The organism is uncultured Campylobacter sp. (assembly GCF_938015785.1).
In the GTDB taxonomy this organism is placed as follows: Bacteria; Campylobacterota; Campylobacteria; order Campylobacterales; family Campylobacteraceae; genus Campylobacter_B.
The window spans coordinates 52,858-78,945 of record NZ_CALLWC010000010.1; the positions used below are offsets into that span (position 1 = coordinate 52,858).

Sequence of the window (26,088 nt, forward strand, 5' to 3'; positions counted from 1 at the left end):
TTTATTTGTGCTTTTTTGAAAAGAACTAAAATGCGCGATTCTAGCCAAAATTTGCTTTCGATTTGATAAATTTCTAAGAGTAAATTTGATAAGAGGGCTTATAAATTCTACGTTAAATTTTCGATTCTCGCTACTACTTTTTTGATGATCCAATCAGGCGTGCTAGCTCCTGCGGAGATGCCGCAGAGGCTTTTATTTTCAAACCACGAGTGCTCAAGCTCGCTTTCATTTTCTATAAGGTAGCTGTCTTTGCAAAAATTTTGCGAAATTAAAAAAAGCTGCTTGGTGTTGGAGGAATTTTTCCCGCCTACGATTATCATCACGTCAGCCTTTTGCGACAGGCTTTTTACCGCCTCTTGATTTTCCAGCGTCGCATTGCAAATCGTATTAAAAATTCTCAGCTCTCTCGCACGCTGCATCAAAAAATCCGCGATTTTAGTAAAATTTTCTATCTTTTTCGTAGTCTGCGAAACGAGCGCGACGCGAGTCCCAAGCTTGATCTGTAGCAACTCCGCGGGCTCCAGCACTACGTAAACTCTTCCTTTGGCGTAGGATTTCACCCCCTTTACCTCGGGATGGTTTTTATCGCCGAAAATCACGATATCATAGCCCTCCGCGCTCATCTTTTCTACGATCTGCTGCGGCTTGGTCACGAAAGGGCAGGTAGCGTCGATGAGCTCTTTATTTTGCGCCTTTAATCTTTGCAGATCGTCCTTTTGAATGCCGTGGGTGCGGATGATGAGCTTTTGCTCGTCCTTGATCTCGCTAACGCCCTCTAAGGTTTTGACGCCGAAATTTTGTTTTAAACGGTTAATCTCTTCGGCGTTATGTATCAGTTCGCCTATCGTTGCGGCCTCGCCGGCGCTTTCTGCGATCTTGATCGCGCGCTTGACGCCGAAGCAAAAGCCGTAGCTTTTAGCCATCTCAATCTTCAACGCAGGCTCCGATCTGTCTTAAAATCGCGGCGAAGTTCGGAAACGACGTCGCGATACAATCGCTATCCTCGATGATCATCCCCGATCTTAAGCCTAAAATCGCAAAACTCATCGCGATACGATGGTCGCCGCACGGCGTGATGATCGCCGCGTTCGCCTCGCCGCCTTCGATCTGCCAGCCATCCTGCAGCTCGCGCGCCTTAATACCGCAGGCGCGAAGCCCTTCGCAGGTTACCTTTATGCGGTCGCACTCCTTTACGCGCAGCTCGGCGGCATTTCTAAGCACGCTGCTTCCCTGCGCGCATGCAAAGGCAATCGCAAGCGCAGGCGCTTCGTCTATCAGCCACGAGATATTTTCGCTCGCCTCCACGGCGTGAAGCGGCGCGTAAGCGACCTCTATATCGCCGATCTGCTCGTAAATTTCGCTCGTTTTATTAAATTTAACCTCGGCGCCCATGCGTTTTAAAATTTCATACGCCTCTATGCGGGTTTTGTTTAGCAGCATATTTTTTAGCACTATGCGCGAGCCCGGGGTTATCGCTGCGGCGACCGCGAAGAAAAACGCCGAGCTAGGATCGTTTGGGATAAAAATTTCAAGCGGTTTAAGCGGCGAGCTAAGCGGCGCAACTTCGATCGCAAGGCCATTTTGCGAAATTTGCGCGCCCATCGCTTTTAGCATCCGCTCGCTATGATCGCGGCTAAGCTCGGGCTCGCTAAACCTGCACCCGCTGCCGCGCAAGGCCGCTAAAATAAGAGCGGTCTTTACCTGTGCGGACGCGATTTTACTCGCGTATTCAAAATATCCGAGCTTTTGCCCGAGCACCGCGATAGGCGCCTTTTCGCCGCCTGCTCGTCCGTAAATTTTAGCGCCTACTTTGCAAAGCGGATCCGCAACGCGCCTCATCGGACGCTCGCTTAGATACCGATCGCCGCATAGCACGAAAAAGCCCTCGCGTCCCGCCAAAAAGCCCATAAATAGCCGCATCGCGGTGCCTGAGTTGCCGCAATCAAGCGGGACGTTCGGCTCTTTAATAACCTCCGGCGGAGTGATTAAAATTTCGCCCTCTACGCGCTGTACGCGAGCGCCCAAAAGCTCCACGATCTTTAGAGTATTTAGCGTATCCTCGGCGGCTAGATAGTTTGAAATTTTACTCGTCCCATCCGCTAGCAGCGAAAAGATCGCCGCACGGTGCGAGATCGATTTATCCGCGGCGATATTTGAGATCTCCGCTCGCAAAGGGCCCGCTTGCGCAAAAATTCTCATCGCAGCCCAAGTCCCAACTCGCTGCTAAGCGCGGCTAAAATTTTATCGGTAAAGCCCGCCACTTCCTCGTCACAGAGGGTTTTTTGAAGGTCTTGAAAAACAAGCCTGATCGTCAGGCTCTTTGAATCGCCCAGGCTTTCGTCGCCGTAAAGATCGCTCGGGATAAATTCCTTTAGCGCCTCAATTTTAAGGGCATCTATGCACTGCTTGATCTGCTCGAAACGCATTCCGCTCGGCACCAAAATACTTAGATCGCGCGATACGCTAGGGAATTTCGAATAAACGTCCGCTACGATATTTTTAAATTTAAGCTTGGAAAAATCGATCTCGCACAGATAGCTTTTATCCAGATCACGCCCTGCTTCTACGGCGTAATCCACGCGCCCGATAAAGCCCACTATCTCGCCGCCTTGCTCGATCTGAGCTTGCTCGAATTCGCTTAAAAATTTCAAATTTTCGCCAGGAAGCCCGACCTTAAATTTACCGATGACGCTTTGGATTAAATTTGCAAAATACAAAAAATCCACTGCGGCAGGTTTTGCGCCGGCAGCGATAGAGGGCTCCGCCTTTAGTCCGCTAGCGATAAAGCCCAGCCTTAGGCTCTGCGCGCCGCTTTCGTCAAAGACCTCTCCTAGCTCAAAAAGCTTGACGCTTCTGCGAGAATTCTTTAAATTTCGCTCAGCAGATTCCAGCAGATGATTAATCAGCGTCGGTCTTAGCGCGTCCAGCTCGCCGTTGATCGGATTTAAAATTTTAACCTTGCACGGCTTAAAGCCTAAGCTTTCTAGCGCCTTGTCATCGTCAAATACATAATGCACGCACTCGAAAAATCCCACTGCTGCCGCCTTGCTGCGAAGCTTGCGTCCATTACATAAGCTTACGTAGGTATCGTTTAGGCGGTTTTTTTCGTAGAAGCTTAGCGGCGCGGCGGCGATATTATCGATACCCACGATACGCACGATCTCCTCGCACACGTCGTGAGAATTTACGATATCGTGGCGGAAAGGCGGCACCTTGGCGGTGATAAGATCGGCTTCGACGCCCACATCAAAGCCCAGCCTTTTTAAAATTTTTACTATCTTATCGCGCGGAATTTGCGCGCCGATCATTGAGTTTATCTCTTTTTCGCTAAAGCCCACTATAAGCGGCTCCAAAGCATTTGAAATCTTTTGTGTGCCCGCATATAGGCTAACGGCTTTATTTTTAAGTAGCAATCTAAATAGCAGATCTAGCCCCAGCCTAAGCTTTGGCTCGCTGCCTCTACTTGAGCGATACACATGCTCGTCGCCCTTTAGGCTTTTGTTTTCGTTTACTGCTTTAGCAATGATTAGTGGCGCGGTGTAGTTTGCCTCTAATAGCACCACTTTGCTACTGCAACACGCCTTTAGCTCCGCGTCTTGGCAAATCCCTGCTACGCTAAGCAATCTCTTGCCCGCATAAACGCCGAACTCGCCGTTTGGCATAGGCTTTATGTCAAGCGCTACTTTGCCATCTGTGGAAGCGATCTTTTCAAAATCATAAGCGCGCAGCAATACTCCGGTAGAGTGAGTAGCATAGTTGATGAAATTTTGCACCGCGCAGCTTTGCAAAATACCAACGCTTGCAAGACGCAAGGTCTGCTTTAAATTTAACTTCAGCTCGCCTTTGATCTCATAAGCTCGAAAAGCAAATTTAGCGCTTACCTCATCGCTTGCACGCACGCTTAAAATTCTACCGATACCAGGCGCTCCGTCGGCATCTTCAAACTCGTGCTTTTCCTTTAGCGGCAGATCAAGCGCTGCGCTTAGATCGCGCGCTATGCCTAAGATGCTAAGGCAGTCGCCGCGGTTGGCGGTAAGCTCGATCTCGATAAGATCGTCGTTAAAAATTTCATACTCGCGCAGCTCCTTGCCCAGCACGAGCTCGCCGATACTGCTATCAAGCACCATAATGCCGTCATTCGTCTTGGCAAGCCCAAGCTCGGTTGCCGAACAGATCATGCCAAAGCTCTCCACGCCGCGAAGTTTGGCAGGCTTTATCTCAAGACCGCTAGGCAGCACGGCGCCGACGAGGCTAACCGCGACATATTGCCCTGCCTCAACATTTTTCGCGCCGCAGACGATCTGCAGGCTCTGCTTACCGACATCAACCTCGCAGACATTTAGATGATCAGAATTCTCGTGTCGACGCTTGCTTTTTATGAGTCCTACTACGACGCCTTTAGGAAATGAAATTTTATCGTGAGCGTCAACCTCAAGACCGATGGAATTTAGCGTAGAAAGCAGCCTTTCGCTTGAAATTTCGCTTATGTCGATCCACTCCTGCAACCAATTTCTCGTTATTATCATTTAAACTGCTCCAATAATCTAATATCGCCTTCAAATAGCGAGCGCAGATCGGGAATACCGTGCAGCAGCATCGCGAAACGCTCGATGCCGAGCCCGAATGCGTATCCACTGACGTTTTTCCAGCCCACCGCTTTAAAGACGTTAGGATCGACCACGCCGCTGCCTAATACCTCGAGCCAGCCCGTCTGCTTACAGACGCGGCATCCCTCGCCGTGGCAGAAAATACAGCTGATATCGACCTCTGTACTCGGCTCCGTAAACGGAAAGAAGCTCGGGCGGAAGCGCACTTTCACGTCTCCAAACATATAGCGCAAAAATTCCTCTAAAACGTATTTTAAATTTGCAAAACTCACCCGATCGCCCTGCTCGACTACGAGACCCTCTACTTGATGAAACATCGGCGTGTGGGTTAGATCCATATCGCGGCGAAAGACCGCGCCCGGGGCGATCATGCGCACCGGCGGAGCTTTAAATTTCTCCATCGTGCGGATCTGAACGCCGCTGGTGTGCGTGCGCAGCAGCCGCCCGTCATTTAGATAAAACGTATCTTGCATATCGCGCGCAGGGTGGTATTTGGGTAAATTTAGCGCCTCGAAATTGTGGAAGTCGTCCTCGATGAGCGGGCCGCTTTCGACGCTGAAATTTTGCGCGATAAAGTAGTCTATGATCTTATCCATCGTCTCCATCACCGGATGCAGCGCGCCGCAGCTTACGTTTTCGTTAAAAAGCGTGACGTCGCTTGCTTCATTTTTCATCGCCTCTTTTTGCTCCGCCTCTTCCAAGCTCGCCTTTTTAGCGGCGATGAGCTCGCTGAAATAATCACGCTTTTCATTCGCGCTTACGGCAAGCTCTTTTTTATGCTCGGGCGCTGCGGATTTGAGCTCGGAAAAAAGCGCCGTTATGATGCCTTTTTTGCCGAAAAGCTCCAAGCGCACGGCTTCTAGCTCGCTTAGGCTCGATGCGGCGTCGATTTTTGCTTTAATCTCTTGCAAATTCTATCCTTGTGGTTAAATTTAATGGCGCGATTGTAGTTAAAATTTGATAAAAGCTAGGTAAATTTGCGTGTTTGGATTTTTTGGCTATAATCGCGGCTAAATTTCAACCTTATAAAAGGATCTAAAATGAACGTCTTCGAAAAGATCGTAAACGGCGAAATCCCGTGCAACAAAGTGTTAGAGAACGATGAATTTTTGGCCTTCCACGACATCAACCCAAAAGCGCCGATCCATATCCTGGCGATCCCTAAGAAATGCTACGAAAACTTCCAAGTAACGCCTCCTGAAGTGATGGCGAAGATGAGCGCTTTTATCCAAGAAGTAACTCGCAAAATGGGGCTTGATAAGAGCGGATACCGTCTTGTTTGCAACTGCGGCGAAAACGGAGGTCAAGAGGTGATGCATCTGCACTTTCATATCCTGGGCGGAATGAAGCTACCATGGGACCGCGTAAGTGACCGCAATACCGAAGAGAATTTTTAAGGCTAGAGCTTAATTCTATAAAAACTAAAATTCCGTGAAATTGCAAAATTTTGCGGAATTTGCGAAATTCTTTGAAATTTTTAAAATTCCGCTTCATTTATAAGCACCGAGATTTTAAAAATAATCAAAATAGTAAAACTATAAGCTAAAATTTATCATCAGATACTAAAGAGCAATATAAAATTTATCACAAACTAGCTCTTAGCAAATGCCATTCTTGAGCTACAAAGCTTTAGCTCTTAGAATTTCAAATTTGAAATCGACAAGAAATTTTAACGACGCAGCAAAATTTTAAATGAAACCGAGCTTTATAAAAAGAGTTATGTTTTTACATGGCGAATGAATTAAATTTCGATGATGTTAAATTTAAAACCTACATGAATTTTACTTTGAATGAGCGATTTAGCTTCAGTTTTCAAGCAGAATTTAAAATTTTAGCGCAAAATTACAATCTTAGAATTTTAAAATTTTTTGAAATTTCAATATTAACTTTAATAGATTTTAGGGGCATGTGCCCCTAATAATTTTGAAAGGATTTGCGAGGATTATTTGCTTAGCATTGAGCTTAGCATCCATAGGCGTTTTTCATAATCGCCATAGTGATCCTGCGCGATATTTGAAGTCGTATCGTCGCCCTCCTCCTCAGCAATCTCTTGAAGCTTTTTAAATTCTTTTACCAAATACTCGTAGGCTTTTTTAACATCCTCAAGTACCTCAGATACGCTATAGCTGTCTTTTACGCTAATCGGAGCGTCTTTTGAAAGCTCAATTAGATCCTTAGTCTTAGTTACGGCCTTGCCACCTATTTGAAGCGCGCGCTCAGCCATATCGTCAAAGAGCTCGCCCATCTCGTCGTATGCTTTCTCGGTATAAGCGTGAACCTGCGCGAATTGTAAGCCCTTAACATTCCAGTGATAATCGTGGAATGCAACAAAGAACGCATGAGCGTCCGCCTGAAGCTTGTTTAGTTGTTTTACTGTTTTTGACATTGTGTCTCCTTTATTTAAAATTGCTGTAATTATAGCAAGATTTGCTTAAATTATAATTATACTAAGTAATAAATTTTATCTTTTAGTGAAATTTTGAAATTAAATAGCTTTTAAATTTATCTACAATTTTTTTGAAATTTCAGCTATGCTGCATTATAATGCCGCATTATGAAAAACAAATTTATGATAACCATAACCGACCTTAACGGCTCTAGGAATTTTTTGCTTTCGCAAATCATCAAAAAGATCGCGTTATATTTGGTACTATTTGTTTTCACTGTTTTCGTCACAGGTGCGCTATATATCAGGTATCTGGGCTCTAAAATCGACAGCCTTTCGCGAACCAAAACCGAACTTAACGAGCTAAATCAAAAACTTCGCGACGGTATCGCGGCAAGTCAGATGGAATTTGAAGCCATCGAGGGTAAAATTTCGGATTTGGAGCATCAGTTTGGGCTTGATCCTGAGGAGGATGAGCGCGCGATCGACCGCCTATCTCACATCAAACCTACTTCCGAACAAGAGATCAAAGAGCGCGCGCAAAAGATCATCAACGAAAAATTCTCCGACGCACTGATAAAAGAAATTTTTATGCAGATCCCAAACGGCAGGGTCATGCGCACTCATCAACTCAGCGAGAAATTTGGCTGGCGCAACCATCCCATCTTAAAGCGCAAGCAGTTTCACCCGGGCGTTGATCTACGTACGCCGCCTAAAACGCCTATCTACGCGCCTGCAGACGGCATCATCCAATACAGCGGCGCTGGCGCTACTGGCTATGGCAATCTAGTCGAGATTCGCCACAACTACGGCTTTACGACACGATATGCACATCTGGATTCAAATTTAACTCGCAAAGTAGGAGAGTTCGTAAACAAAGGCGATCTTATTGCTTTTAGCGGCAACACCGGGCTTAGCACCGGACCTCATCTGCACTACGAGATTAGATTTTTGCAGCTGCCGCTAGATCCGCTAAATTTCATCAACTGGAACGAAAAAAATTACAAAGAAATTTTTACTAAGGAGGAAGATGTCCCATGGCAATCTTTAATAAAGGCGATGCAAACACCGCTCAAACAACAATAATCTCGTCAGGCACGCTCATCAAAGGAGAGCTACACCTGTCGTGCATTTTGCATATCGATGGCAATGTCGAAGGCGACGTGATCTCCGATAATACTGTCGTCATCGGTAAAAATGGTACCGCGCGCGGCTCGATCAGGGCTAAACATATCGTAATCAGCGGCAAATTTTTCGGCAATATCGAAGCCGAGCTCGTCGAGCTGCTAGGCGGCGGCGTGCTCGTAGGCGACGTGCTATCGCAAAGCTTCGGCATCGAAGTGGGCGCAAAATTTAATGGAAAAAGCGCTGTAAGCGGCGGCGATCAAGCCCTAGTCATCGACGGCAGCGCAAGCGAAGACGTCAAGCTCATCGACAAAGCTTTAGGCGAATAAATCACGCACATTTGGAATTCTTGGAATTTAAAACGCTTTAGCTAACGGGGTTTTAGAATCTGATTGATATTAAAATTTTAAAATTTCTAGCCTTTGGAATTCTTAGAATTTTAAAGATTTTTATATTTGCGAGATCTTAGAGTGTCATCAATCTTAAAATTTGGAATTTTAAAAAATTCCAAATTTTAAGATCCTCGCAACCAAAATTATTGAAATTTTTAAGCTTTGAAATTTTCGAAATTTTAAAGCTTAACTATGCTTAAAATTTCAGAATTACGCAGATCGTAAAACCCTAAATTCTAAAATTTTGCACTTGCACGGGGTTTTGAAATTTTGTTTGTAAGCCGGATTTTAAAATTCGCGCCCGACTGAATTTAAAATTTTAAAATTTCACCGCAGAATAACGCATGGACGTAAAATTTCTGCTCGCACATACTTTAAAAAGTTTTAAAGTTTCGCAGAAGCTATGTAAGTAAGTATAAATTATCTACGCCGAATGTTTTGACTCATTATAGCTCTTTGTGCCGCTAGCTCAAAATATCCGCGCGGCGATAAATTCTGCGGGCTAGGCTAATTTAAGCCCATTATTAGATTAGTTATGTATAATGCGACTTCTTTTTGTGGACAGATGGGTGAGTGGCCGAAACCACACCCCTGCTAAGGGTGCAGCTTCTAACCGGGGCTCGAGGGTTCAAATCCCTCTCTGTCCGCCACTACTTTAGAATTTAAATCAATAAAATTTCACTTCCGTGGTTCAGTCGATTCTAGCCGCCTAGGATACTGCCTAAAAGCAGCACCGGCATCATTAGCGGCATTACGATGAGTCCTTGCATGTCGGTATCCATTTTGGCATCGCGCTCACTTTTGATCCCGCTATCGACCGCTATACGCGCGGGGTACTCGATTGGCACGCCTAGGCGGTGCGATCTGCGTAGCTCGTCGTGATCTTTTAGGCGCTTAAAATATTTGCCTTCGATCAGATAAGAGTAACGAAACGTAGAACTATACGCGGGCTCCAGCTGCTCTGGGTCGTCCATCAGCTTAGCCTGCACGGATAGCGGCAGATCGTATTTTACGAGCTCGATTTCATGCTGGATATATGCGGCATCGATGCCCTCGTTGTATCTGTCGATCGTGAGCATGCTTACGTTGCGCCTTATCGCATTTTTATTTAGCGACGCCAGACTCGCAACCTTGGCGCGCACGGCACTAAGATTTGCATCAAATACATAATCGTAAATCTCGCCGCTCATTCGCAGCTGACCGCCAGATGCCGCGCTCATCGCGACGATGTGCTCGCGCCCTTGCATGTAGCCCGGCAAATTCTTACTCGCGCATCCGCTAAAAACTCCACAGCATAGCACTAAAACCACGCCATAAATCCAAAATTTCATAAACTTCCTTTGTAAATTAAAGACGGATTGTATTAAATTTTGCCTTAACGAGAGTGGAATTTTACGGTGCGGCAGAATAGAATTATGCGGCAGAATTCCATGGCGGCGACGCGTAGAATTTCGCGCGGATTTGTATAAAATTACGATGAATTTCGTAAGAGCTGAAGCCGGAATGTGCGGAAGAGGCAAAAGAAGCGTAAGGGCGCTGTTGAAATTTAAAATTTTAAAATCTCGAGGAAATTTTGCGAAAGGAAGCGAGCTATTTGCGCGTCAAAATTTAACCGTCATCGCGAGCTTGCTTTTAAATTTTAAAATTTTACGGTAGGCTTTAGAATCTAAAATTCCAAAGCCATTTTTGATATGTGGCGGGCTACTTTCGATTTGCGTTAGCAAGCATCAGCTTTATGCGGTTTTCTTGATTTACCGCGCTTGCGCCCGGGTCGTAGTCGATAGCGGCGATGTTTGCTTGCGGGTAGTTCTGTTTGATCTTTCGGATCATTCCGCGCGCGATGATGTGGTTTGGCAGGCAGCCGAAGGGCTGCGCGCACACGACGTTTTGTATACCGTGGCGCATAAACTCGACCATCTCCGCCGTCAGCAGCCAGCCCTCGCCCATCTTCACGCCGTGACCGATGTAGCCGTCGGCGGCGGCGCGAACCTCGCTAAATGGGCTCGGCGCGCGAAAGCCGAAACGCTTCATCTGCTTAATCATCATGCGCTGGAAAAATTCCACTACCTTAGCGACCGCAAGCGAGCCGTAATACGCCGCGCCACCCTTGCCGTAGAGCTGCTTGTCGTAGACCGCATCGTAGATGCAGGTAAGCACGAAGTCCATCAGCCCCGTATTTACGGGCTCAGCGTTTTCGCGGATGAGGTAGGCGTTTAGGCCGTTGTTGCCGATGGGCGAGTATTTGAGATAAATTTCGCCCACGATGCCTACTTTTACTCGCGGCTTATCGTCGCGCTCGATTTTAGCGAACTGCGAGAGGATAAATTTGAAATTTTTCTTGAGATTGAAAAACGATCTTTGATCGGTCAAATTTTTGACCCGCTCGGCGCAGAGTTCGTAAATTTCATTCGTTTGATTTTTGATCTTTTCGTAGGGCTTGCACTGATTATACAGCCCCATCATCAAATCGCCGTAAAATATCGCAGCAAAGAGCTTTAGAAGCGATTTTTTGCCGAGGCTAAATTCATTCTCATCTAGCGAGCCAAAATTTAACGAGATCGCGGGGACGTAGCTAAAGCCGCTGTCCTCAAGCGCTTTACGAAGCAAATTTATATAGTTGCTCGCTCTGCAGCCGCCGCCCGTTTGGCTGATGAGAAGCGCTACCTTGTGCGTATCGAACTCGCCGCTTTTTAGCGCGTCAATAAACTGCCCGATGACGAGCAGCGCGGGGTAGCACATGTCGTTATGCACGCTGCGAAGCCCCTCCTCGACGATATTTTGACGATTTTCGCCGAGCAAGACGCTCTTATAGCCCTCGTCGCGCAACACGCCTTGCATAAAGCGAAAATGCGGATCAATCATCGTGGGGATTAATATCGTGTGGGTCGCTTTCATATCCTTCGTAAATTTAGCAAACATTAGCGCGCATCCTTTCTTGCTTCTTGTTGCGCGCCTTGCCTTTCGCGCTCTATCATAGTCGCTTTTAGGCTACGCAGGCGGATCTTGACCGCACCTAGGTTCGTAACCTCGTCGATTTTAAGTTGAGTGTAAATTTTACCGTTTTGGCGCAGTATGTCGCGCACCTCGTCGCCTGTGATCGCATCTATCCCGCAGCCGAAGCTCACTAGCTGCACCAGCTGCATGCGCGGGTATTTACAGATGAACCGCGCCGCGCTATAAAGCCTGGCGTGGTAGGTCCATTGATTAAGGCTTTTCGTCTGCACTCTGCTAAGCGGCAGCGCGTCCTCGCTAAGCACTATAAAGCCCAATGAATTTAGATAGCGATCGATGCCGTGGTTGATCGTCTTGTCGATATGATACGGACGACCCGCTAGCACAATGGCGCTGGCACCGCTGCTTTGTATCTCTTTTAGGGTCTCCTCGCCTTTTATTAAAACGGTATTTTTATAGTTTTGCAGCTCCTTAAGGCCTTGCAAGACGGCGTTTTTCACGGCGTCGGAGTGAAATTTATAACCGGCGTCCGCGAGCTCAGCCTGCATCGTTTTGCAAAAAGAATCTTGCATGTTAAGATCCACATGCGGGTAGAGGAATTTTTTCTCCTCCAGTGCGCCTACGTTCGCGCGTATCAGCTCGGGATAGTATGCGACTACGGGGCAGTTGTAGCAGTTCTCGCTGATATTTTCATCTAGGCTGTAGCTCATACACGGATAGAAAATAAAATCGACGCTCTTATTTAACAGATCGTAGATGTGGCCGTGTACGCTTTTAGCCGGATAGCAGACGGTATCGCTCGGGATGCTCTGGCTTGCTAAAAACAGCGTCTCTTTTCGCGGCTTTTGCGACAGCACGAGGCTCATACCTAAATTTTCAAAAAACGCGCTCCAAAATGGGATCATCTCAAACATATTCAAAACAAACGGAATTCCAACCCGCGGTGCGTCCTGCTTCGGCGGCTTGCGATATTTTTTCAAAAGCTCGTTTTTAAACTCAAATAAATTCGTGATGTCGTGGCGGATCTCCTTGCCCGCGCCGCGCTCGCATTTATTTCCCGAGACGAATTTAGTATCGCCGAAGTAGCTGATCGTAAGTGGGCATTTGTTCGTACAGAGCTTGCAGACGCTAAATTCGCTGCGATGAGTAAAGCTTTCAAGCTCTGCACGACTGATCATATCAGTGTGCTCGTTTGCGTTATTTTTGGCAAAAAGCGCCGCGCCGTATGCACCCATAAGCTCGCTGATATCTAGACGGATCACATCCTTGCCGAGCTCTTTTTCAAAAGCTCGTAGCACAGCGTTGTTTAAAAATGTCCCGCCCTGCACTACGATGTTTTGACCTAAATCGTCGGCGTTTCGCACGCGGATAACCTTGTAAATCGCATTTTTGATGACGCTAATAGCAAGACCTGCGCTGATATCCTCGATCGTAGCACCGTCCTTTTGAGCCTGCTTAACCGAGGAGTTCATAAAGACCGTGCAGCGGCTACCAAGCTTAGCGGGATGGGTTGCAAAAAGGGCTAGGTTTGCAAAATCTTTAATGTCGTAGCCCAAAGAATTTGAAAAGGTTTGCAAAAACGAGCCGCAGCCCGAGCTGCACGCCTCGTTTAACACAATAGAATCAATATTGCCATCTTTAATAGAGAAACACTTGATGTCCTGCCCGCCGATGTCGATGATGAAATCGACCTTTGGATTGAAGTGGCGCGCAGCGCTATAATGCGCGATCGTCTCGACGATGCCGTAATCGAAGCGAAAGGCGGTTTTTATGAGATCCTCGCCGTAGCCGGTAACGCCGCTGCCTTTGATTTTAATGCGACCTTCGCAAAGATCGTATAGCTCCTTAAGACGCGGCAGCAGGATGTCGACTGGATCGCCTTTATTGGAGGAGTAAAATTTGTACAATAACTCATAGTTTGCGCCCATCAACACGACTTTGATCGTAGTACTGCCGCAATCCACGCCCAAATATGCATCTCCGCTGTAGGTGTGGATATCCACCTTAGGCACGCTGGCGCGGGCGTGGCGAGCGGTGAACTCGTCAAATTCCGCTCTGTCTTTGAAAAGCGGCGGCTCGGCTTCCAGCGCGGTTCTATCGGGCTCCTTTTTCAAAAGCGCGATCGTCTCTTCCAAATTTAACGTCTCGCCCGTATCTTTTGCATATAGCGCGCTGCCGTAAGCCACGAAGTAAGGCGCAATGTCTGGAAACGTCGCGGTCTCGTCGGTGAGCTTTAGCACCTCTTTAAAGCGCGCCTGAAGACCTTTTAGGAAAAACAACGGGCCGCCCAAGAATAGGATATTGCCCTTGACCTCGCGACCTTGCGCAAGCCCCGAGATCGTCTGCTCGACGACAGCGGCGTAGATACTGGCGCAAATATCCTCTTTTCTAACGCCCTGATTTAGTAACGGCTGAATGTCGCTTTTGGCGAACACGCCGCAGCGTGAGGCGATCGGGTAAATTTTATTCGCTGCAAAGCTTAGGCGGTCGAGCTCCGTGATATCCAGATGCAAAAGATTGGTCATCTGATCGATAAATGCGCCGGTACCGCCCGCGCATGAGCCGTTCATACGCTCTTCAAGCCCGCCCGTGAGAAATAAAATTTTAGCATCCTCGCCGCCGAGCTCAATGACGACGTCGGTCTTCGGAAACATCCGTTTGACGCCGAGCGAGGTAGCAAAAACCTCTTGGACGAACGGAATTTTGCAATTTTTGGCGATGCCCATGCCCGCCGAACCCGCTATGGCGACGCTGAATTGCTCGCCTGCGTAGCTTTTTTGAATTTGCAAAATTTTATCCAGCACCAGCTCCTTGGGCTTTGCCAAATGCCTCTCGTAGCTCTTGCTTAAAATTTCATATTTATCGTTTAAAACTACCGTTTTAACAGTGGTTGATCCTACGTCAATGCCTAAAAAAATCACATCTCGCTCTTTACTGAATAAATTTTACTCGGCCGAATTCTCAAATTTAGCGCGAGCTTTCTAAATTAAAATTTGCATTTTATAGTAATATTTTTAAACGCAAATAAAATCAGGATATATTTTATCTTTTTCTATAGAAAAAGGCGATTTTTAGGTAATTCAAAATTAAAAATTTTAATGGAAAAGTTGTAAAATTTTAGATTTAATGCGAGTAGATTTTGCGCGAAATTTTTTCAAATCTCGCGCATTATAAAAAGAGCTTCCCTTTGAATTGGGAAGCGTAAATTTAAAGGATTATTTTCGAAGCTCTTTGATTTTAGCCGCTTTACCGCGTCTGTCGCGTAGGTAAAATAGCTTCGCGCGGCGAACGCGTCCTTTTCTTAGAACCTCGATGCTTTCGATACTCTCGCTGTAGATCGGGAAAATTCTCTCTACGCCGACGCTATTTGCACCGATCTTGCGGATGATAAAGGTCTCGCTTACGCCGTTTCCGCGGCGCGCAATGCAGGTACCTTCAAAATTTTGAATTCTGCTCTTATCGCCCTCTTTGATCCTGATGGCTACCTTTAAGGCGTCGCCGGCACGGAAATCAGGCACACTTTTGCTTGTGATCTGAGCGTCCTCAAACGCTTGGATATACTTGTTTTTCATAAATTTCCTTTATTTCTGGCGATTTTTCGGTACATATCCGGGCGGAAGAACCTCGTTTTGCATAGCGCCATTTGATTTTTTAGGCTGCGCATTTTAGCGTGATTACCCTTTAAAAACTCTGAAACTATAGGTAAATTTTCAAAAATATCAGGCTTTGCGAACGCGGGTGCCTCTAAAATTCCGCCTTCAAAGCTTTCTTCGACGAGCGAGCTTTCGTTGCCCAAAACGCCCCTTATATTGCGGCTTATCGCATCGCACATGCAAAGCGCGCCGAGCTCGCCGCCGGTAAGAACGAAATCGCCGATGCAAAAAATTTCATCTACATATCTTTCGACTATGCGCTCATCGATCCCCTCGTAGCGCCCGCAGATAAAGCATAAATTATCTTGGCTGCTTAGGCGCTTAGCATCGTTTTGGTTAAATTTTTTACCGGAGGGCGAGAGGTATATAAACTTGGCATTTTTAAATTTAGCTCTTACCTGCTCGATCGTTCCGGCAAGCGGCTCCGTGCCGATCAAAAGCCCCGCACCGCCGCCGATCATATAATCATCTACCTTTTTATACCGATTTTCCGTGAAATTTCGCGGATTAAAAAAATGCGTCGCAATTATTTTCTTATCGACCGCGCGCTTTAAAATCGAGTCCTCAAAATACGGCGCGATGAGATTTTCAAACAGCGAAACGAAGATAAAATTCATGAGTTTTCCAAAATCGCGCGCGCGTTTTGCGTAAAAATTTTACGCTCGCTAAGCGAAATTTCTTTCACATAGGCGTCCACGTAGGGGATGAAAAATTCTTTCGGCAAAGCCTGCGAGATTAAGCTTTCATCCGTTTCTACTTCAAAAAGATAGCCGCTTCCTATCTGCGATATGTCCCTTACGCGTCCCAAAATCGCGCCGTCTTCGTAAATTTCAAGCCCGATAATATCGAAGTAAAAAAACTCACCCTTTTGCAATTTACAAAATTTTCGCGTGTCCTCTTTGCTACGGTAAAGGATTTGGTTAGTTAAATTTGCCGCCGTTTCTACGCTTTCGTAATTTTTAAAAATAGCGCTAAAATTTGCGCCGCTAAAGGATAGAATTTCTAAAATTTCGCCGTTTCGTAGATAAAATTTGGCGCCTTTTTTAAACTGAGAGGGGAAGTCGCTGCGATCGAAAATTTTAACCGCGCCCTTTAGGCCGATAGTCCGACCGAGCTTTGCGACCTCTAAAAGATCATCAGGCATCTTTGGCTTTGACGGTAATTTTATAATTGATCGGATCTTTTGCTTTATAGCCGATGATGACGGTCTTTATGGCGTTTATCATTTTGCCGTCCTTGCCGATGAGTTTGCCTGTATCGGCCTTATCGGCATAGACTATGATCTCGGTAAAGTTTTCACCGACCCGCTTTTGCGTAGAGACGGACTGCGGATAGTCGGCGATCAACTTTGCGTATTCTTTTATAAAATTTTCTACCATTTTATTTGCTTGTGATTTGAGCGACCCTATCGCTTAACTTCGCGCCTACGCTCTTCCAGTATGCCAAACGCTCCGCGTCGAATTTGATATTATCGCTCTCTTTTAACGGATTATAAAAGCCAATCGTCTCGATAAAGCCGCCGTCGCGTCTTTTTCTACTATCTGTTACCACGATGCGGTAAAAAGGCTGCTTCTTTCTTCCGATTCTTGTAAGCCTAACAACTGTTGCCATTTTTTCTCCTTAAATTTTTGTAAGTTTTAGAACTTGCAGATGGCTAAAACTTAAACATCTGCAAACTCTACCGAGAAATTATCTCGGTAAATTTTGCCTTTGAGCGATTGAGGCAAGCCCCTGCATACCGCCCTTTCCCGAAAATTTCTTCGCAAGCTTTGAAGCGCCCGCAAACTGCTTTAAAAAGCGGTTTACCTCCACTTGCGAAAGCCCCGCGCCGGCAGCAAGTCTGCGCTTACGCGAATTATTTAGCAGATCGGGGTTTTCGCGCTCTTTCGGCGTCATAGAATTGATCATCGCTTTGATATGAAGTATCTCTTTGGAGTTTTCCAAATCGATATCTTTTATCTTATTCGCCATGCCGGAAAGCCCGGGGATCATGCCGATTAAATTTTTCATATTGCCGAGCTTTTTCACGCTTTCGAGCTGATTTACGAAATCGTTGAAATTAAATTCGCCCTTTTTGATCTTTTTGTTTAGAGCCTTAGCTTCTCTTTCGTCAAAAACGGCGCTTGTTTTCTCGGCTAACGTCGCTAAATCGCCCTCGCCCATAATGCGGCCGGTGATTCTATCGGGTATAAAGCCCTCCAGATCGGCAACCTTTTCGCCGGTTCCGATAAAGCGAAGTGGGATGCCCAGTTGCTGCGCGATACCAAGAGCTACGCCGCCTTTGGTATCTGCGTCAAATTTGCTTAAGATCACGCCCGTAAGGCCTAAAATTTCATCAAATTTAGCGGCCGTTTTAATGCCGTCTTGACCGCTCATGGCGTCCGCTACGTAAAAAATTTCATGCGGATTTAGAGCTTTTTTCATCTCCGCAAGCTGTGCCATCAGAGCCTCATCGATCGCAAGACGCCCCGCCGTATCTACGAGCAGTACGTCATAAAGCCCGCTTTTAGCCTTGCTTAGCGCTTTTTCGGCAACCTTTAGCGGATCGCTCTCGCCCTCGATGAAAAACAGCTCAATCTCGTTTGCTTCGCAAAGCTGGCGGAGCTGCTCGACCGCGGCCAGACGCTGCAAGTCGCATGCTGCGACCAAGACCTTTTTTTTACGAAGTTTCAGATAGTTCGCGAGTTTTATCGTGCTTGTGGATTTTCCGCTTCCTTGAAGTCCCGTCATCAAAGCTACCGTAGGAGGCGTGCTAGCGAATACAAACCCCTGACTGCTGCCCCTAGGCGCCGTTAAAATTTTAGTCAAATTTGTCTTAATGGACTGCAAAAACGGCTTCTGTCCTATCGTACCGATACGAAGATCGGCTTCGACAAGCGCCAAAAAATCCTTTACGACTTTGTGGTGCACGTCGGCCTTTAAAAGCGCCTTTTTTAGCGTCTCCAAGGCGTTTTTTAAAGCTTTTTCGTCATCGATTGTTTTTAATTTATTGACCGCGTTTTTAAACGACTCGCTTATGATCTCAAACACTTTGATCCCTTATAAAATTTTTAAACTTGCGATGTTACCTAAAATTAACTTAAAAGCCATTGAATATCAGAGCTCTTTAGGAATTTCAAAGCCGAATTCGTTGAAGCTTGTACCTAGCGGAGCTTTAAATTTTAGCCCCAAAATTTCCGTCTCGTATGAGTGCAGAAACATCCGTTTTGCGCGGCTTTTAGCATATTTTTCATCGCCTATTACGCCGAATCCCGCATTTGCTAGATGCACGCGGATCTGATGCGTTCTGCCTGTCTCGATCCGCACCTTTACGAGCGATTTTTTGCCGCTTACCATAAGCGGATAAACCTCGCTAAATGCGCTCTTGCCGTTTGGCGAAATTTTAGAAAACGCGCCGCTTCGGGTCTTTATCGTCAAAATCGGCTCGTCAAATTTCATCTCTTCGCTCACGATCCCCTTCACGATCGCGATGTAGCTTTTCCTCACGCGTAAATTTTTAAACTCCGCAATCGCCGCTTCGCGAAATTCCTCGTTCTTATATAGCAGCACGACGCCGCTAGTTTCCTTATCCAGGCGGTTTAGAAGCCCGAATTTATAGATTTTTTCCAAATTTTCGCTACTCATAAAGGGCGGCTTATTGACCGCCAAAACGTTCTCATCCTCGTAAATGATCGCGGGTTTTGCGGGCTTCGTCACGCTAAATTTAGTATTTTCGCCGAGCGTCTCGCGCGCTAGAGCGATCTTTGCGCCGCGCGCGCTCACAAGCCCAGCGTCGATGAGGGCCTTGGCTTCGTTGTGCGAGATGTTTTCCTGCGCCGCCAGCAGTTTGTAGGCTTTTTCTTGCATTAAATTCTTTCCTTAATTAAATTTTCTATCTCTTGCAGATCGCAAATTTTATCTATCCGCGTGCCCTTTGGCGGCTCTTTTAAAGCGCCTGAAATTTCATTCGCGTCGCACAGAGCGATATTTTGCACGAGCGCGTACAGCGCCTTTTGATTATGAAAAAATCGCCCGCTGATGATCGGTACGCCGAAGCTCGCCGCCTCGATCGGACTATGCCCGCCGATATTGCGCAAAAAACTGCCGCCCAAGATCACGACGTTTGAAATTTTATAAAAGTTCGCTAGCTCCCCGAAAGCATCGAGCAAGATAAAATCGCTTTCAAGCCCCGCGCCGTCGCTAAATCTCTCAAAGCTAAGCCCATGCTCGCGCGCCCAAGCCTTGCAAATTTCGCAGGCCTTTTCGAAGCGCTCCGGGTGCCTCGGCGCCAGGATGATTTTTAGCTTTTGCGGCGCGGCAGTCGAAGACGTCGTATTCGGTACGGCAAATGAAGCGTCGCTTGAAGTCGCCGCATCCAAAGAAGTTGCGTTTAAATTTACCGGCTCGGTCGAGCCCTGCTCGTCGTGAAGCTCGGCCGTAGGCAAGTCCGTTTCGTCGCGGATACTCGCTGCGCGCGGGTATTTTTCGGGTATATTTTGCGAACTGCGAAATTTTATAAAATCGTTTAAATTTGATAAAACAAGCTCTTCCTCGCCCTCGTGAGTATTTGAGATCGTAAGCACGAAGCTATTTGCGGACGCGGCGGAATAGTCCTTCGTCGCAACGGCGATATTCGCGCTTTTCACGTTGCCCGCGACCTTTATATTTTTTGCGCCGAGCTCCCGCAGCCGCGCCGCATCAAGCTCGCTTTGCGCAAGCACCAGATCGATATTTTCAAACGCTTTGCGATAATAAAACTTAAAGCGCAGATAGCTCGCGTACGAGCGGTCGCTAATGCGCGCGTTTAGCAGGATCACGTAGCTTCCGCGCGATTTAGCGGAACGTATCAAATTTAGCCACAGCTCGGCTTCGAAGATCACCAGCACGCGGCTGCCCGTAAGCCAAAATGGAAGCCAGTTTTCAAACGGCAGGTAGCGAGAGTTCGGCGTGAGCGCGTACGCCGCACCGAAGCCCGTCTGCGTGGTCGTGCTAAGCGCGACGCTCTCAAATTTAGAAATTAGTGGCGCAAGAGCGTTTACCTCGCCCAAACTGCAAGCGTGAAAATGCACCGCAGCGGGGCTAAATTTAGGGTTTTTGTACAGAAAAAATCGTGCCTTCAGGCTCGTGCGGTATTTTTTTTTAAAGCTTAGGATAAAAATAAAAGGCGCAGCTGCAAGCCACGCCAAAAACGCCAAGGCGGTGTAGATCACTCGGCTTCTTTATATAAAATTCTGCCGCAATACGGGCAGGTTACGATGTCATCGCTTTTGATGACCGCAGAATAGGTCTTATCGCTTATGCGCATAAAGCAGCCGTAGCAGGCCTGTTTGCGCACCGGCGAGACCGCCGTATTACCCGCCCACTTGCGGATCTTTTCGTAGAATGAGACAGTTTTGGGGTTCATCGCCTGCATTAGTTTATCGCGCTTGGCGTAGATCGCGCCGCGAGCAACCTCGACCTCGCCCATCTCGGCGCTTACCTGCTCCTGCAGGCTTTTTAGCTCGGCTTCAAACGCCTCTTGCTTTTCGCTCTGCTCTTTTACGAGCGCCTCTTTTGCGGCTATGATCTTTTCTAGCCTTTCGATCTCCTCGTTTGTGGCTTCGAGCTGCTCTTTTGCGATATCCTCTTCGACGCTAAGGGCTTTGATCTCCTTTTCGGTTTTTGCCGCGCCGCTTTTTTTGCCCGTGCTTTTTAGCTTGGACGAAAAGGCGCTAAGCTGCGCGTTTGCTTGTAAAATTTGAGATTTTAGCTCGGCGATCTCCGCATTTAGAGTTTCGATCTGCTCTTTTGCGCCTGAAATTTCGCCGCTTTTTTTGCCCAGCTTCTCCTGCGCGGCCTCGATTTTAGGCTTAAATCCGTCCAGCTGCTTATCGAATTCGCAAAGCTCTACCAATTGGCTTAAATATTTGTTCATCTTCTTCCTTTAATAATACGTAAATGGATTTTTTTGCTCGCTTATTATAACTTCAATTTCGCTTTTTTGCAAGAAAGGTGCGAGCGCGCGCCCAAAATAGCGCTCACTTTCAAAATGGTTTATGTCGATCAAACTCATGCCGTTTTCTAAATTTTGAAGCGCCGTGTGATATTTTATATCGCCCGTGATAAAGCAATCCACGCCCAAGCTTTGATTTAGTTCGCTCCCACTACCGGTGCAAAGCGCGATATTTCGGATGAAATTTTTCGTCTTTACGGCGCGCAGGTGCTCGATGCCAAGCTTGCGTTTTATATCCGCGCACAGAGCCTCAAAGCTCAAATCCGCGCGCATGAAAATCAAAAATTCCCGCTCGTCCGTAATTTCAAATTTTAAAATTTCGCGCGCTACGAATCCGTTTAAAACGTGCTTGTCAAAGTTCGTATGCATCGCGATAAGCGAGATATTTTTGCGGATCATCTCATAGATCAAATTTGCAGGATATAGCTGCGGATCGAGCGATTTTAGCGGACTGAAAATCAGCGGGTGGTGGACCACGAAAAGAGAGCCCGCCTCTGCCTCGCGCACCAGCTCGCTAGTAACGTCGAGGCTTAGATAGATTTTTGAAATTTCATCATCCAAGTTTCCAAGCATTAGCCTGCTATTATCCCACGTCTCTGCGTCGCAAAAGGGCGCGGCGGCGTTTAAAATTTCATAAATTTCGCCAGTTTTCATAAATTTTACTCTGCGCTTTTATCCGCTTTGTCTGCGGAATTTTGCTTGCCGCAAGCGTTTTTTAAATTTGCACTCGCGGAGGAAGCGGGCGTCGAGACAGCCCCTTTAACGCCGCACTTCTCGCTCTTTTTACCCTCATTTGCTGCGTCACCGTCTTTGCCGCCTTTTTTATCGCTGCACGCCGCAGCGTCCAGCTCGGCGACATATTTTTGCGGATTTGCATAGCAAAGCGCGCAGTTTTTGGCAAGATCGCGGATCTTTAAAATATAATCCTGCCTCTGCGTAACTGAGATCGCTCCGCGCGCGTCAAGAACATTGAACGTGTGCGCCGCGAGCATGCAGTAATCATACGCGGGAAGCGCCAGGCCGTGCTTTAGGATGCTTTTGCACTCGCCGAAGCAGTTTTCAAACTGATTAAAAAGCATCGCGGTGTCCGCAAGCTCGAAGTTGTATTTACTAAACTCAAACTCGCCCCTTTTATGCACGTCGCCGTAGGTTACGAGCCCCGCCTTGTCGTCCCAGACGATGTCGTAAACGTCGTCTTTGTTTTGCAGATACATCGCCAAGCGCTCAAGCCCGTAGGTGATCTCGCCGCTTATGAGCTCGCACGTGATGCCGCCTACTTGCTGAAAATATGTAAACTGCGTCACCTCCATGCCGTCCAGCCAAACCTCCCAGCCAAGCCCCCAGGCTCCCAGCGTCGGGCTCTCCCAGTTGTCTTCTACGAAGCGGATATCGTGACTTTTAAGATCCAACCCGAGCTTCTCTAGGCTTTTTAGATAGAGTTCTTGGATGTTGTCCGGGCTCGGTTTTAAGATCACCTGAAACTGATAATACGCGCCGAGGCGGTTTGGGTTTTCGCCGTAGCGCCCATCTGTTGGGCGACGCGAGGGTGCTACGTATGCCGCGCGCCAAGGTTTGCTTCCTAGACTGCGCAAAAAGGTAGCCTGATGATAGGTGCCTGCGCCCGCGGGCATATCGTAGGGCTGAACGAGCAAGCAGCCCTGCTCGTGCCAGTAATTTTGAAGCGTCAAAATAATCTGTGAAAACGTCATTTTTATCCTTTTATCGATATGTAAATTTAAATTTTATCTTCCAAAGAGCTTTTCAAAGTCCGTTTTAAAAGCTCTTTGAAGTTTTGAGCTTTCAAAAAATTTCCAAATTTCAGCCAGTATTCGCCAGCTCTCGTAGGCTTGTTCGCAAAATCAAAAACCGCGTAATCGCCCGCTTCGACATGTAATTTTTCGCCGGTTTCATCGCGCTCATTTTTGTAGCACTGATTTGCGGATTCGCAAGCTTCGTCGTGGCTTTCTTATGGTGCCCTTCCTTCGAGCAAGTGCCTATTAGCACGGAGTATTCGCCATGCGCGCCGTTTTCGTAGTCGTAATATGCGGCGTAAATTTCGTTTTTCTCGGCGCTGCTTCTGCTAGCGTTAAATTTTAAAAACTCGCCCCACAAATTTGCGATCACCCCTCGCCCACTCATCTCATCTGCGTTATTCGTGCGAGCCTTTAGCCCACAAATTTCAAAGCCTTCGCTCAATTTTAAAATTTTCATAGATTAATCTTCAAGCAGCACTTCGATCTGCTCGGAGTCCTTTTTCAGAGCCTCCGCTTTTGCGGCGCGATCCGCCTTTAGCTTCGAGCTTAGCACTTCGTCGCTTAGGGCTAAAATTTGCACCGCCAGATACGCCGCGTTTTTCGCTCCCGCCTTTCCGATCGCAAGCGTCGCGACGGGGATACCCGCAGGCATCTGCACGGTCGAATACAGCGCATCTACGCCGCTAAGCGCACTACCGCCGAGCGGGACGCCTAGCACCGGCTTGGTCGTATTCGCAGCGACCGCTCCGGCAAGATGCGCCGCCATGCCCGCCGCACAGATGAAAACCTGTGCGCCCTTTTTCTCGGCGTCCGCGACGTATTTAGCCGTGCGGGCGGGGCTTCTGTGCGCCGAAGATACGATCATCTCGTACGCTACGCCGAATTCATTTAAAATTTTAGCCGCCTCGTAAACGACCTCGTAATCGCTCTTTGAACCCATTATTATAGAAACAAATTTCATTCTATCTCCTTTCTTAAAAAGCAAAACTCCGCGAGTTTCGCAGGCAGCTTAATCTCATTCAGATTGCCGCTGTGAATCTCACTAAATTCCTTACCGCTGCGGCTTTGCAGCTTCTTAAATTTTAAATATGGCTTTCCGTCAAGCTCAAAAATTTCGCCGATTTCATTATCGCAAGCGCAAATTTTAAAGCCGTGCGGAGCAAAAATTTCATACGAAACGCCTGGCAAAATTTTATCTTTGACGCTTATAAACTCGCCATCCTGCGAGATCGCACAGACCTGATGCGTACCAAGCTCGATGCTGCGGTCTAAATTTTGCGTATCCTCTCGCTCGTACGGGCGCTTTATCAAATATCCGTCGCTAAAGCCGCGGTTTTTAAGCGTCGCAATCTCGCGCTCGTAAACACGGGCCTCAAATTTATCGCCCGCGGCATCGTCGATCGCCGCGCGGTAGGCATTTGTAGCGCATGCGACGTAGTATTCGCTCTTGGTGCGCCCTTCGATTTTGAAGCTATCGATCGCGCCCGTTTGCATGATCTTTTGCACGTGCGAAATGAGGCTAAGGTCCTTCGCGTTCATTACGAAAGTCCCCTCCCCCTCGCGCTCTTGTAAGCGGAAAAGCGCGCTGGTTTCGGGATTTTTCGCGTAAAGCTCGTAGTTAAATCTACAGTCGTTCGCGCAGCTTCCGCGGTTGCTGAAGCGTCCGCTTTGCACCGCGCTAACAAGACAGCGCCCGCTGTATGCGAAACACATCGAGCCGTGCACGAAAATTTCAATCTCGAGGTTCGGAATTTTTTCTTTAATCTCCACGGCGTCTTTGAGCGTCATCTCCCGCGCCGCGACGATGCGGACGGCGCCGAGCTCCGCCCAAACCTGCGCGTCGAGATAATTTAGCACGTTAGCCTGAGTAGAGACGTGAATCGGAATCTCAGGCGCTACGGCTCGCGCGAGGCTCGCAACGCCTAAAGTGGCGATTAAAATTCCATCCACGCGCAGATCGCGAAGAAATTCCAAATGCCTTTCGATGTTTCCTAGCTGGCCGTTGGTCGCAAAGCCGTTTACGGTCGCGTAGAGCTTCTTACCGCGCTCGTGCGCGTACGCGACGCCTTCTGCAAAGCTTTCTTTGCTAAATTCCTTCGCGCTTCGCTGGCGCAGCGAAAATGAGCCCGTGCTTGCATACACGGCGTCCGCGCCGTACGCGAGGGCGATTTTTAGTTTCGTTAAATTCCCAGCAGGAGCTAAGAGTTCGGGTTTTTTCAAATACATTCCTAGTGATTTTTTAAGCGCGATTTTACTACAATTTAGCCAAAATTTTATTTAAGGAGCAGTTGATGCGAGCCGATCTGCACAACCACACCTATCTTTGCAACCACGCTAACGGCGAGCCGCGACAGTATTTGGAAGCAGCGATCGCACGAGGCATAGAAATTTTCGGCTTTGCGGATCACGCGCCGATGAACTTCGATCAAAAATACCGAATGAGCTTCGAGCAGATGGAGCTTTACGAGCAGATGATTAGGGGTCTGCGGGACGAGTTTAGCGGGCGGATCGACGTGCGGCTCGGATATGAGGTCGATTTTATGACGAAAAAAGAGCTAATGGATGAGCGGATTTTCGCGCGCGAAGTTGATTATCTCATCGGCTCGGTGCATTTTTTAAACAACTGGGGCTTTGATAACGAGGAATTTTTAGATCAGTGGAGCGGGCGCGAAATAGACGACGTTTATCGAGAATACTTTGCGCTGATCTGCGCGCTGTGCAGAAGCGGAAAATTCGACATTTTAGGGCATATGGATCTGATTAAAATTTTTAAATTTACTCCGAAAAAAGATATCAAAGTTTTAGCAGGCGGCGCGATAAATGCGATCAAAAAAAGCGGCATCGTCGTGGAGCTAAACTCCGCGGGGCTTCGCAAGCCCGCGAATGAAATTTATCCAAGCGACGCGCTTTTGGCTATGCTAGCGGATGCGGACGTGCCGATCACGCTTAGCTCGGACGCGCATTCGGTAGCTCAAGTGGCGCTAAATTACGATAAAATTTACGCCAAAGCGCGCGAGTTCGGCTACGAGCGGATCGCAGTTTTCAAAAATCGCGAGCGGCAGTTTGTAAGTCTGGCGTAAATTTTAACGGCAGCCGCTTTTAAATTTAAAAAGACGCGGCGGCGCGAAATTTTAAAATTTCAAAAGCTTCGGCGGCGCAAAATTTTAAAAATCACGGCGCGCAAAACGGCGCAGATAAAGTCGAATTTCAACTAAATAATGTTAAAATCCGCCGTTAAATTTAGCCCG

At 47.4% G+C, this 26,088-nt stretch carries 25 protein-coding genes, 1 tRNA gene and 1 pseudogene; 5 read left to right on the top strand and 22 right to left on the bottom strand.

The features are described 5' to 3' along the window. Window positions 1-107: 107 nt before the first annotated feature. Genes Q0393_RS00830 through pheS form a run of 4 tightly spaced genes read right to left on the bottom strand, consistent with a single transcriptional unit; the run spans window position 108 to window position 5,518 of the window. Window positions 108-935 carry a 4-hydroxy-3-methylbut-2-enyl diphosphate reductase gene (locus tag Q0393_RS00830; RefSeq protein ID WP_298977193.1) on the bottom strand — a complete coding sequence of 276 codons (828 nt, stop codon included), beginning with the start codon at window positions 933-935 and terminating at the stop codon, window positions 108-110. After that, window positions 925-2,199 carry a 3-phosphoshikimate 1-carboxyvinyltransferase gene (gene aroA / locus Q0393_RS00835; protein WP_298977194.1) on the bottom strand — a complete coding sequence of 425 codons (1,275 nt, stop codon included), beginning with the start codon at window positions 2,197-2,199 and terminating at the stop codon, window positions 925-927. The genes Q0393_RS00830 and aroA overlap by 11 nt, the downstream gene beginning before the upstream one ends. Further along, window positions 2,196-4,526, bottom strand: coding sequence for a phenylalanine--tRNA ligase subunit beta (pheT, locus tag Q0393_RS00840; protein ID WP_298977196.1), 2,331 nt, complete (start codon window positions 4,524-4,526; stop codon window positions 2,196-2,198). The genes aroA and pheT overlap by 4 nt, the downstream gene beginning before the upstream one ends. After that, complete coding sequence (gene pheS, locus Q0393_RS00845; protein ID WP_298977198.1) at window positions 4,523-5,518, bottom strand: phenylalanine--tRNA ligase subunit alpha; 996 nt, start codon at window positions 5,516-5,518, stop codon at window positions 4,523-4,525. Before pheS ends, pheT begins: the two co-directional genes overlap by 4 nt. Window positions 5,519-5,647: 129 nt before the next feature. Between pheS and Q0393_RS00850 the strand changes: the two genes are divergently transcribed. Then, complete coding sequence (locus tag Q0393_RS00850) at window positions 5,648-6,004, top strand: histidine triad nucleotide-binding protein (protein ID WP_291939653.1); 357 nt, start codon at window positions 5,648-5,650, stop codon at window positions 6,002-6,004. 545 nt (window positions 6,005-6,549) lie between these two features. On the opposite strand, the gene Q0393_RS00855 is transcribed toward Q0393_RS00850, so the two are convergent. After that, a complete protein-coding gene (locus Q0393_RS00855) occupies window positions 6,550-6,993 on the bottom strand; it encodes a DNA starvation/stationary phase protection protein (RefSeq protein WP_298977200.1) in 444 nt (147 codons plus the stop codon). 165 nt (window positions 6,994-7,158) lie between these two features. Here Q0393_RS00855 and Q0393_RS00860 point away from each other — a divergent pair, with 165 nt between their 5' ends. From Q0393_RS00860 to Q0393_RS00870, 3 genes are all read left to right on the top strand, one after another. Continuing rightward, entirely contained in the window at window positions 7,159-8,079 is a 921-nt protein-coding gene (locus Q0393_RS00860; protein ID WP_306528386.1) for a M23 family metallopeptidase, read from the top strand. Further along, entirely contained in the window at window positions 8,031-8,447 is a 417-nt protein-coding gene (locus tag Q0393_RS00865; RefSeq protein WP_005873147.1) for a polymer-forming cytoskeletal protein, read from the top strand. Before Q0393_RS00860 ends, Q0393_RS00865 begins: the two co-directional genes overlap by 49 nt. A 622-nt stretch (window positions 8,448-9,069) precedes the next feature. Further along, a tRNA-Ser gene (locus Q0393_RS00870) sits at window positions 9,070-9,160 on the top strand. Window positions 9,161-9,211: 51 nt separating this feature from the next. Here Q0393_RS00870 and Q0393_RS00875 read toward each other — a convergent pair. The 17 genes and pseudogenes from Q0393_RS00875 to Q0393_RS00955 form a co-directional block, all read right to left on the bottom strand. After that, a complete protein-coding gene (locus Q0393_RS00875; RefSeq protein ID WP_298977202.1) occupies window positions 9,212-9,841 on the bottom strand; it encodes a hypothetical protein in 630 nt (209 codons plus the stop codon). 370 nt (window positions 9,842-10,211) lie between these two features. Continuing rightward, entirely contained in the window at window positions 10,212-11,429 is a 1,218-nt protein-coding gene (locus Q0393_RS00880; protein ID WP_298977203.1) for a 2-hydroxyacyl-CoA dehydratase, read from the bottom strand. Beyond that, on the bottom strand, window positions 11,429-14,383 hold the full coding sequence (locus tag Q0393_RS00885) for an acyl-CoA dehydratase activase (protein WP_298977204.1): 2,955 nt from the start codon (window positions 14,381-14,383) through the stop codon (window positions 11,429-11,431). Before Q0393_RS00885 ends, Q0393_RS00880 begins: the two co-directional genes overlap by 1 nt. Before the next feature lie 294 nt (window positions 14,384-14,677). After that, the gene (gene rplS / locus Q0393_RS00890) at window positions 14,678-15,034 is read right to left on the bottom strand and encodes a 50S ribosomal protein L19 (protein ID WP_298977206.1); all 357 of its coding nucleotides are present in this window, start codon (window positions 15,032-15,034) and stop codon (window positions 14,678-14,680) included. Beyond that, entirely contained in the window at window positions 15,031-15,732 is a 702-nt protein-coding gene (gene trmD / locus Q0393_RS00895; protein ID WP_298977208.1) for a tRNA (guanosine(37)-N1)-methyltransferase TrmD, read from the bottom strand. Before trmD ends, rplS begins: the two co-directional genes overlap by 4 nt. Continuing rightward, entirely contained in the window at window positions 15,729-16,259 is a 531-nt protein-coding gene (gene rimM / locus Q0393_RS00900) for a ribosome maturation factor RimM (protein WP_298977209.1), read from the bottom strand. Before rimM ends, trmD begins: the two co-directional genes overlap by 4 nt. Then, complete coding sequence (locus Q0393_RS00905) at window positions 16,252-16,494, bottom strand: KH domain-containing protein (RefSeq protein WP_005873158.1); 243 nt, start codon at window positions 16,492-16,494, stop codon at window positions 16,252-16,254. The genes rimM and Q0393_RS00905 overlap by 8 nt, the downstream gene beginning before the upstream one ends. A gap of 1 nt (window position 16,495) precedes the next feature. Beyond that, window positions 16,496-16,726 (bottom strand): 30S ribosomal protein S16, encoded by a 231-nt coding sequence (gene rpsP, locus Q0393_RS00910; RefSeq protein ID WP_297901685.1) that lies wholly within the window; start codon window positions 16,724-16,726, stop codon window positions 16,496-16,498. A gap of 78 nt (window positions 16,727-16,804) precedes the next feature. Beyond that, window positions 16,805-18,145 (bottom strand): signal recognition particle protein, encoded by a 1,341-nt coding sequence (gene ffh / locus Q0393_RS00915; RefSeq protein WP_295153284.1) that lies wholly within the window; start codon window positions 18,143-18,145, stop codon window positions 16,805-16,807. Window positions 18,146-18,211: 66 nt separating this feature from the next. After that, window positions 18,212-18,961, bottom strand: coding sequence for an RluA family pseudouridine synthase (locus tag Q0393_RS00920; RefSeq protein WP_298977210.1), 750 nt, complete (start codon window positions 18,959-18,961; stop codon window positions 18,212-18,214). Next, window positions 18,961-20,304 carry a 3-deoxy-D-manno-octulosonic acid transferase gene (locus Q0393_RS00925; RefSeq protein ID WP_298977211.1) on the bottom strand — a complete coding sequence of 448 codons (1,344 nt, stop codon included), beginning with the start codon at window positions 20,302-20,304 and terminating at the stop codon, window positions 18,961-18,963. The genes Q0393_RS00920 and Q0393_RS00925 overlap by 1 nt, the downstream gene beginning before the upstream one ends. After that, window positions 20,301-21,008: a zinc ribbon domain-containing protein gene (locus Q0393_RS00930; RefSeq protein WP_298977212.1), complete on the bottom strand. Its 708-nt coding sequence runs from the start codon at window positions 21,006-21,008 to the stop codon at window positions 20,301-20,303. Before Q0393_RS00930 ends, Q0393_RS00925 begins: the two co-directional genes overlap by 4 nt. A 9-nt stretch (window positions 21,009-21,017) precedes the next feature. Next, window positions 21,018-21,740 (bottom strand): Nif3-like dinuclear metal center hexameric protein, encoded by a 723-nt coding sequence (locus Q0393_RS00935; RefSeq protein ID WP_298977213.1) that lies wholly within the window; start codon window positions 21,738-21,740, stop codon window positions 21,018-21,020. A 221-nt stretch (window positions 21,741-21,961) separates the two neighbouring features. Further along, window positions 21,962-22,795, bottom strand: a pseudogene (gene glyQ, locus Q0393_RS00940) (glycine--tRNA ligase subunit alpha); the annotation flags it as partial. 109 nt (window positions 22,796-22,904) lie between these two features. Beyond that, the gene (locus tag Q0393_RS00945) at window positions 22,905-23,297 is read right to left on the bottom strand and encodes a hypothetical protein (protein WP_298977214.1); all 393 of its coding nucleotides are present in this window, start codon (window positions 23,295-23,297) and stop codon (window positions 22,905-22,907) included. A 3-nt stretch (window positions 23,298-23,300) separates the two neighbouring features. Then, complete coding sequence (purE, locus tag Q0393_RS00950) at window positions 23,301-23,801, bottom strand: 5-(carboxyamino)imidazole ribonucleotide mutase (RefSeq protein ID WP_298977215.1); 501 nt, start codon at window positions 23,799-23,801, stop codon at window positions 23,301-23,303. Then, on the bottom strand, window positions 23,798-25,060 hold the full coding sequence (locus Q0393_RS00955) for a peptidase U32 family protein (protein ID WP_298977216.1): 1,263 nt from the start codon (window positions 25,058-25,060) through the stop codon (window positions 23,798-23,800). Before Q0393_RS00955 ends, purE begins: the two co-directional genes overlap by 4 nt. A gap of 71 nt (window positions 25,061-25,131) precedes the next feature. Between Q0393_RS00955 and Q0393_RS00960 the strand changes: the two genes are divergently transcribed. Next, on the top strand, window positions 25,132-25,920 hold the full coding sequence (locus Q0393_RS00960; protein ID WP_298977217.1) for a histidinol-phosphatase: 789 nt from the start codon (window positions 25,132-25,134) through the stop codon (window positions 25,918-25,920). Window positions 25,921-26,088: the final 168 nt, after the last annotated feature.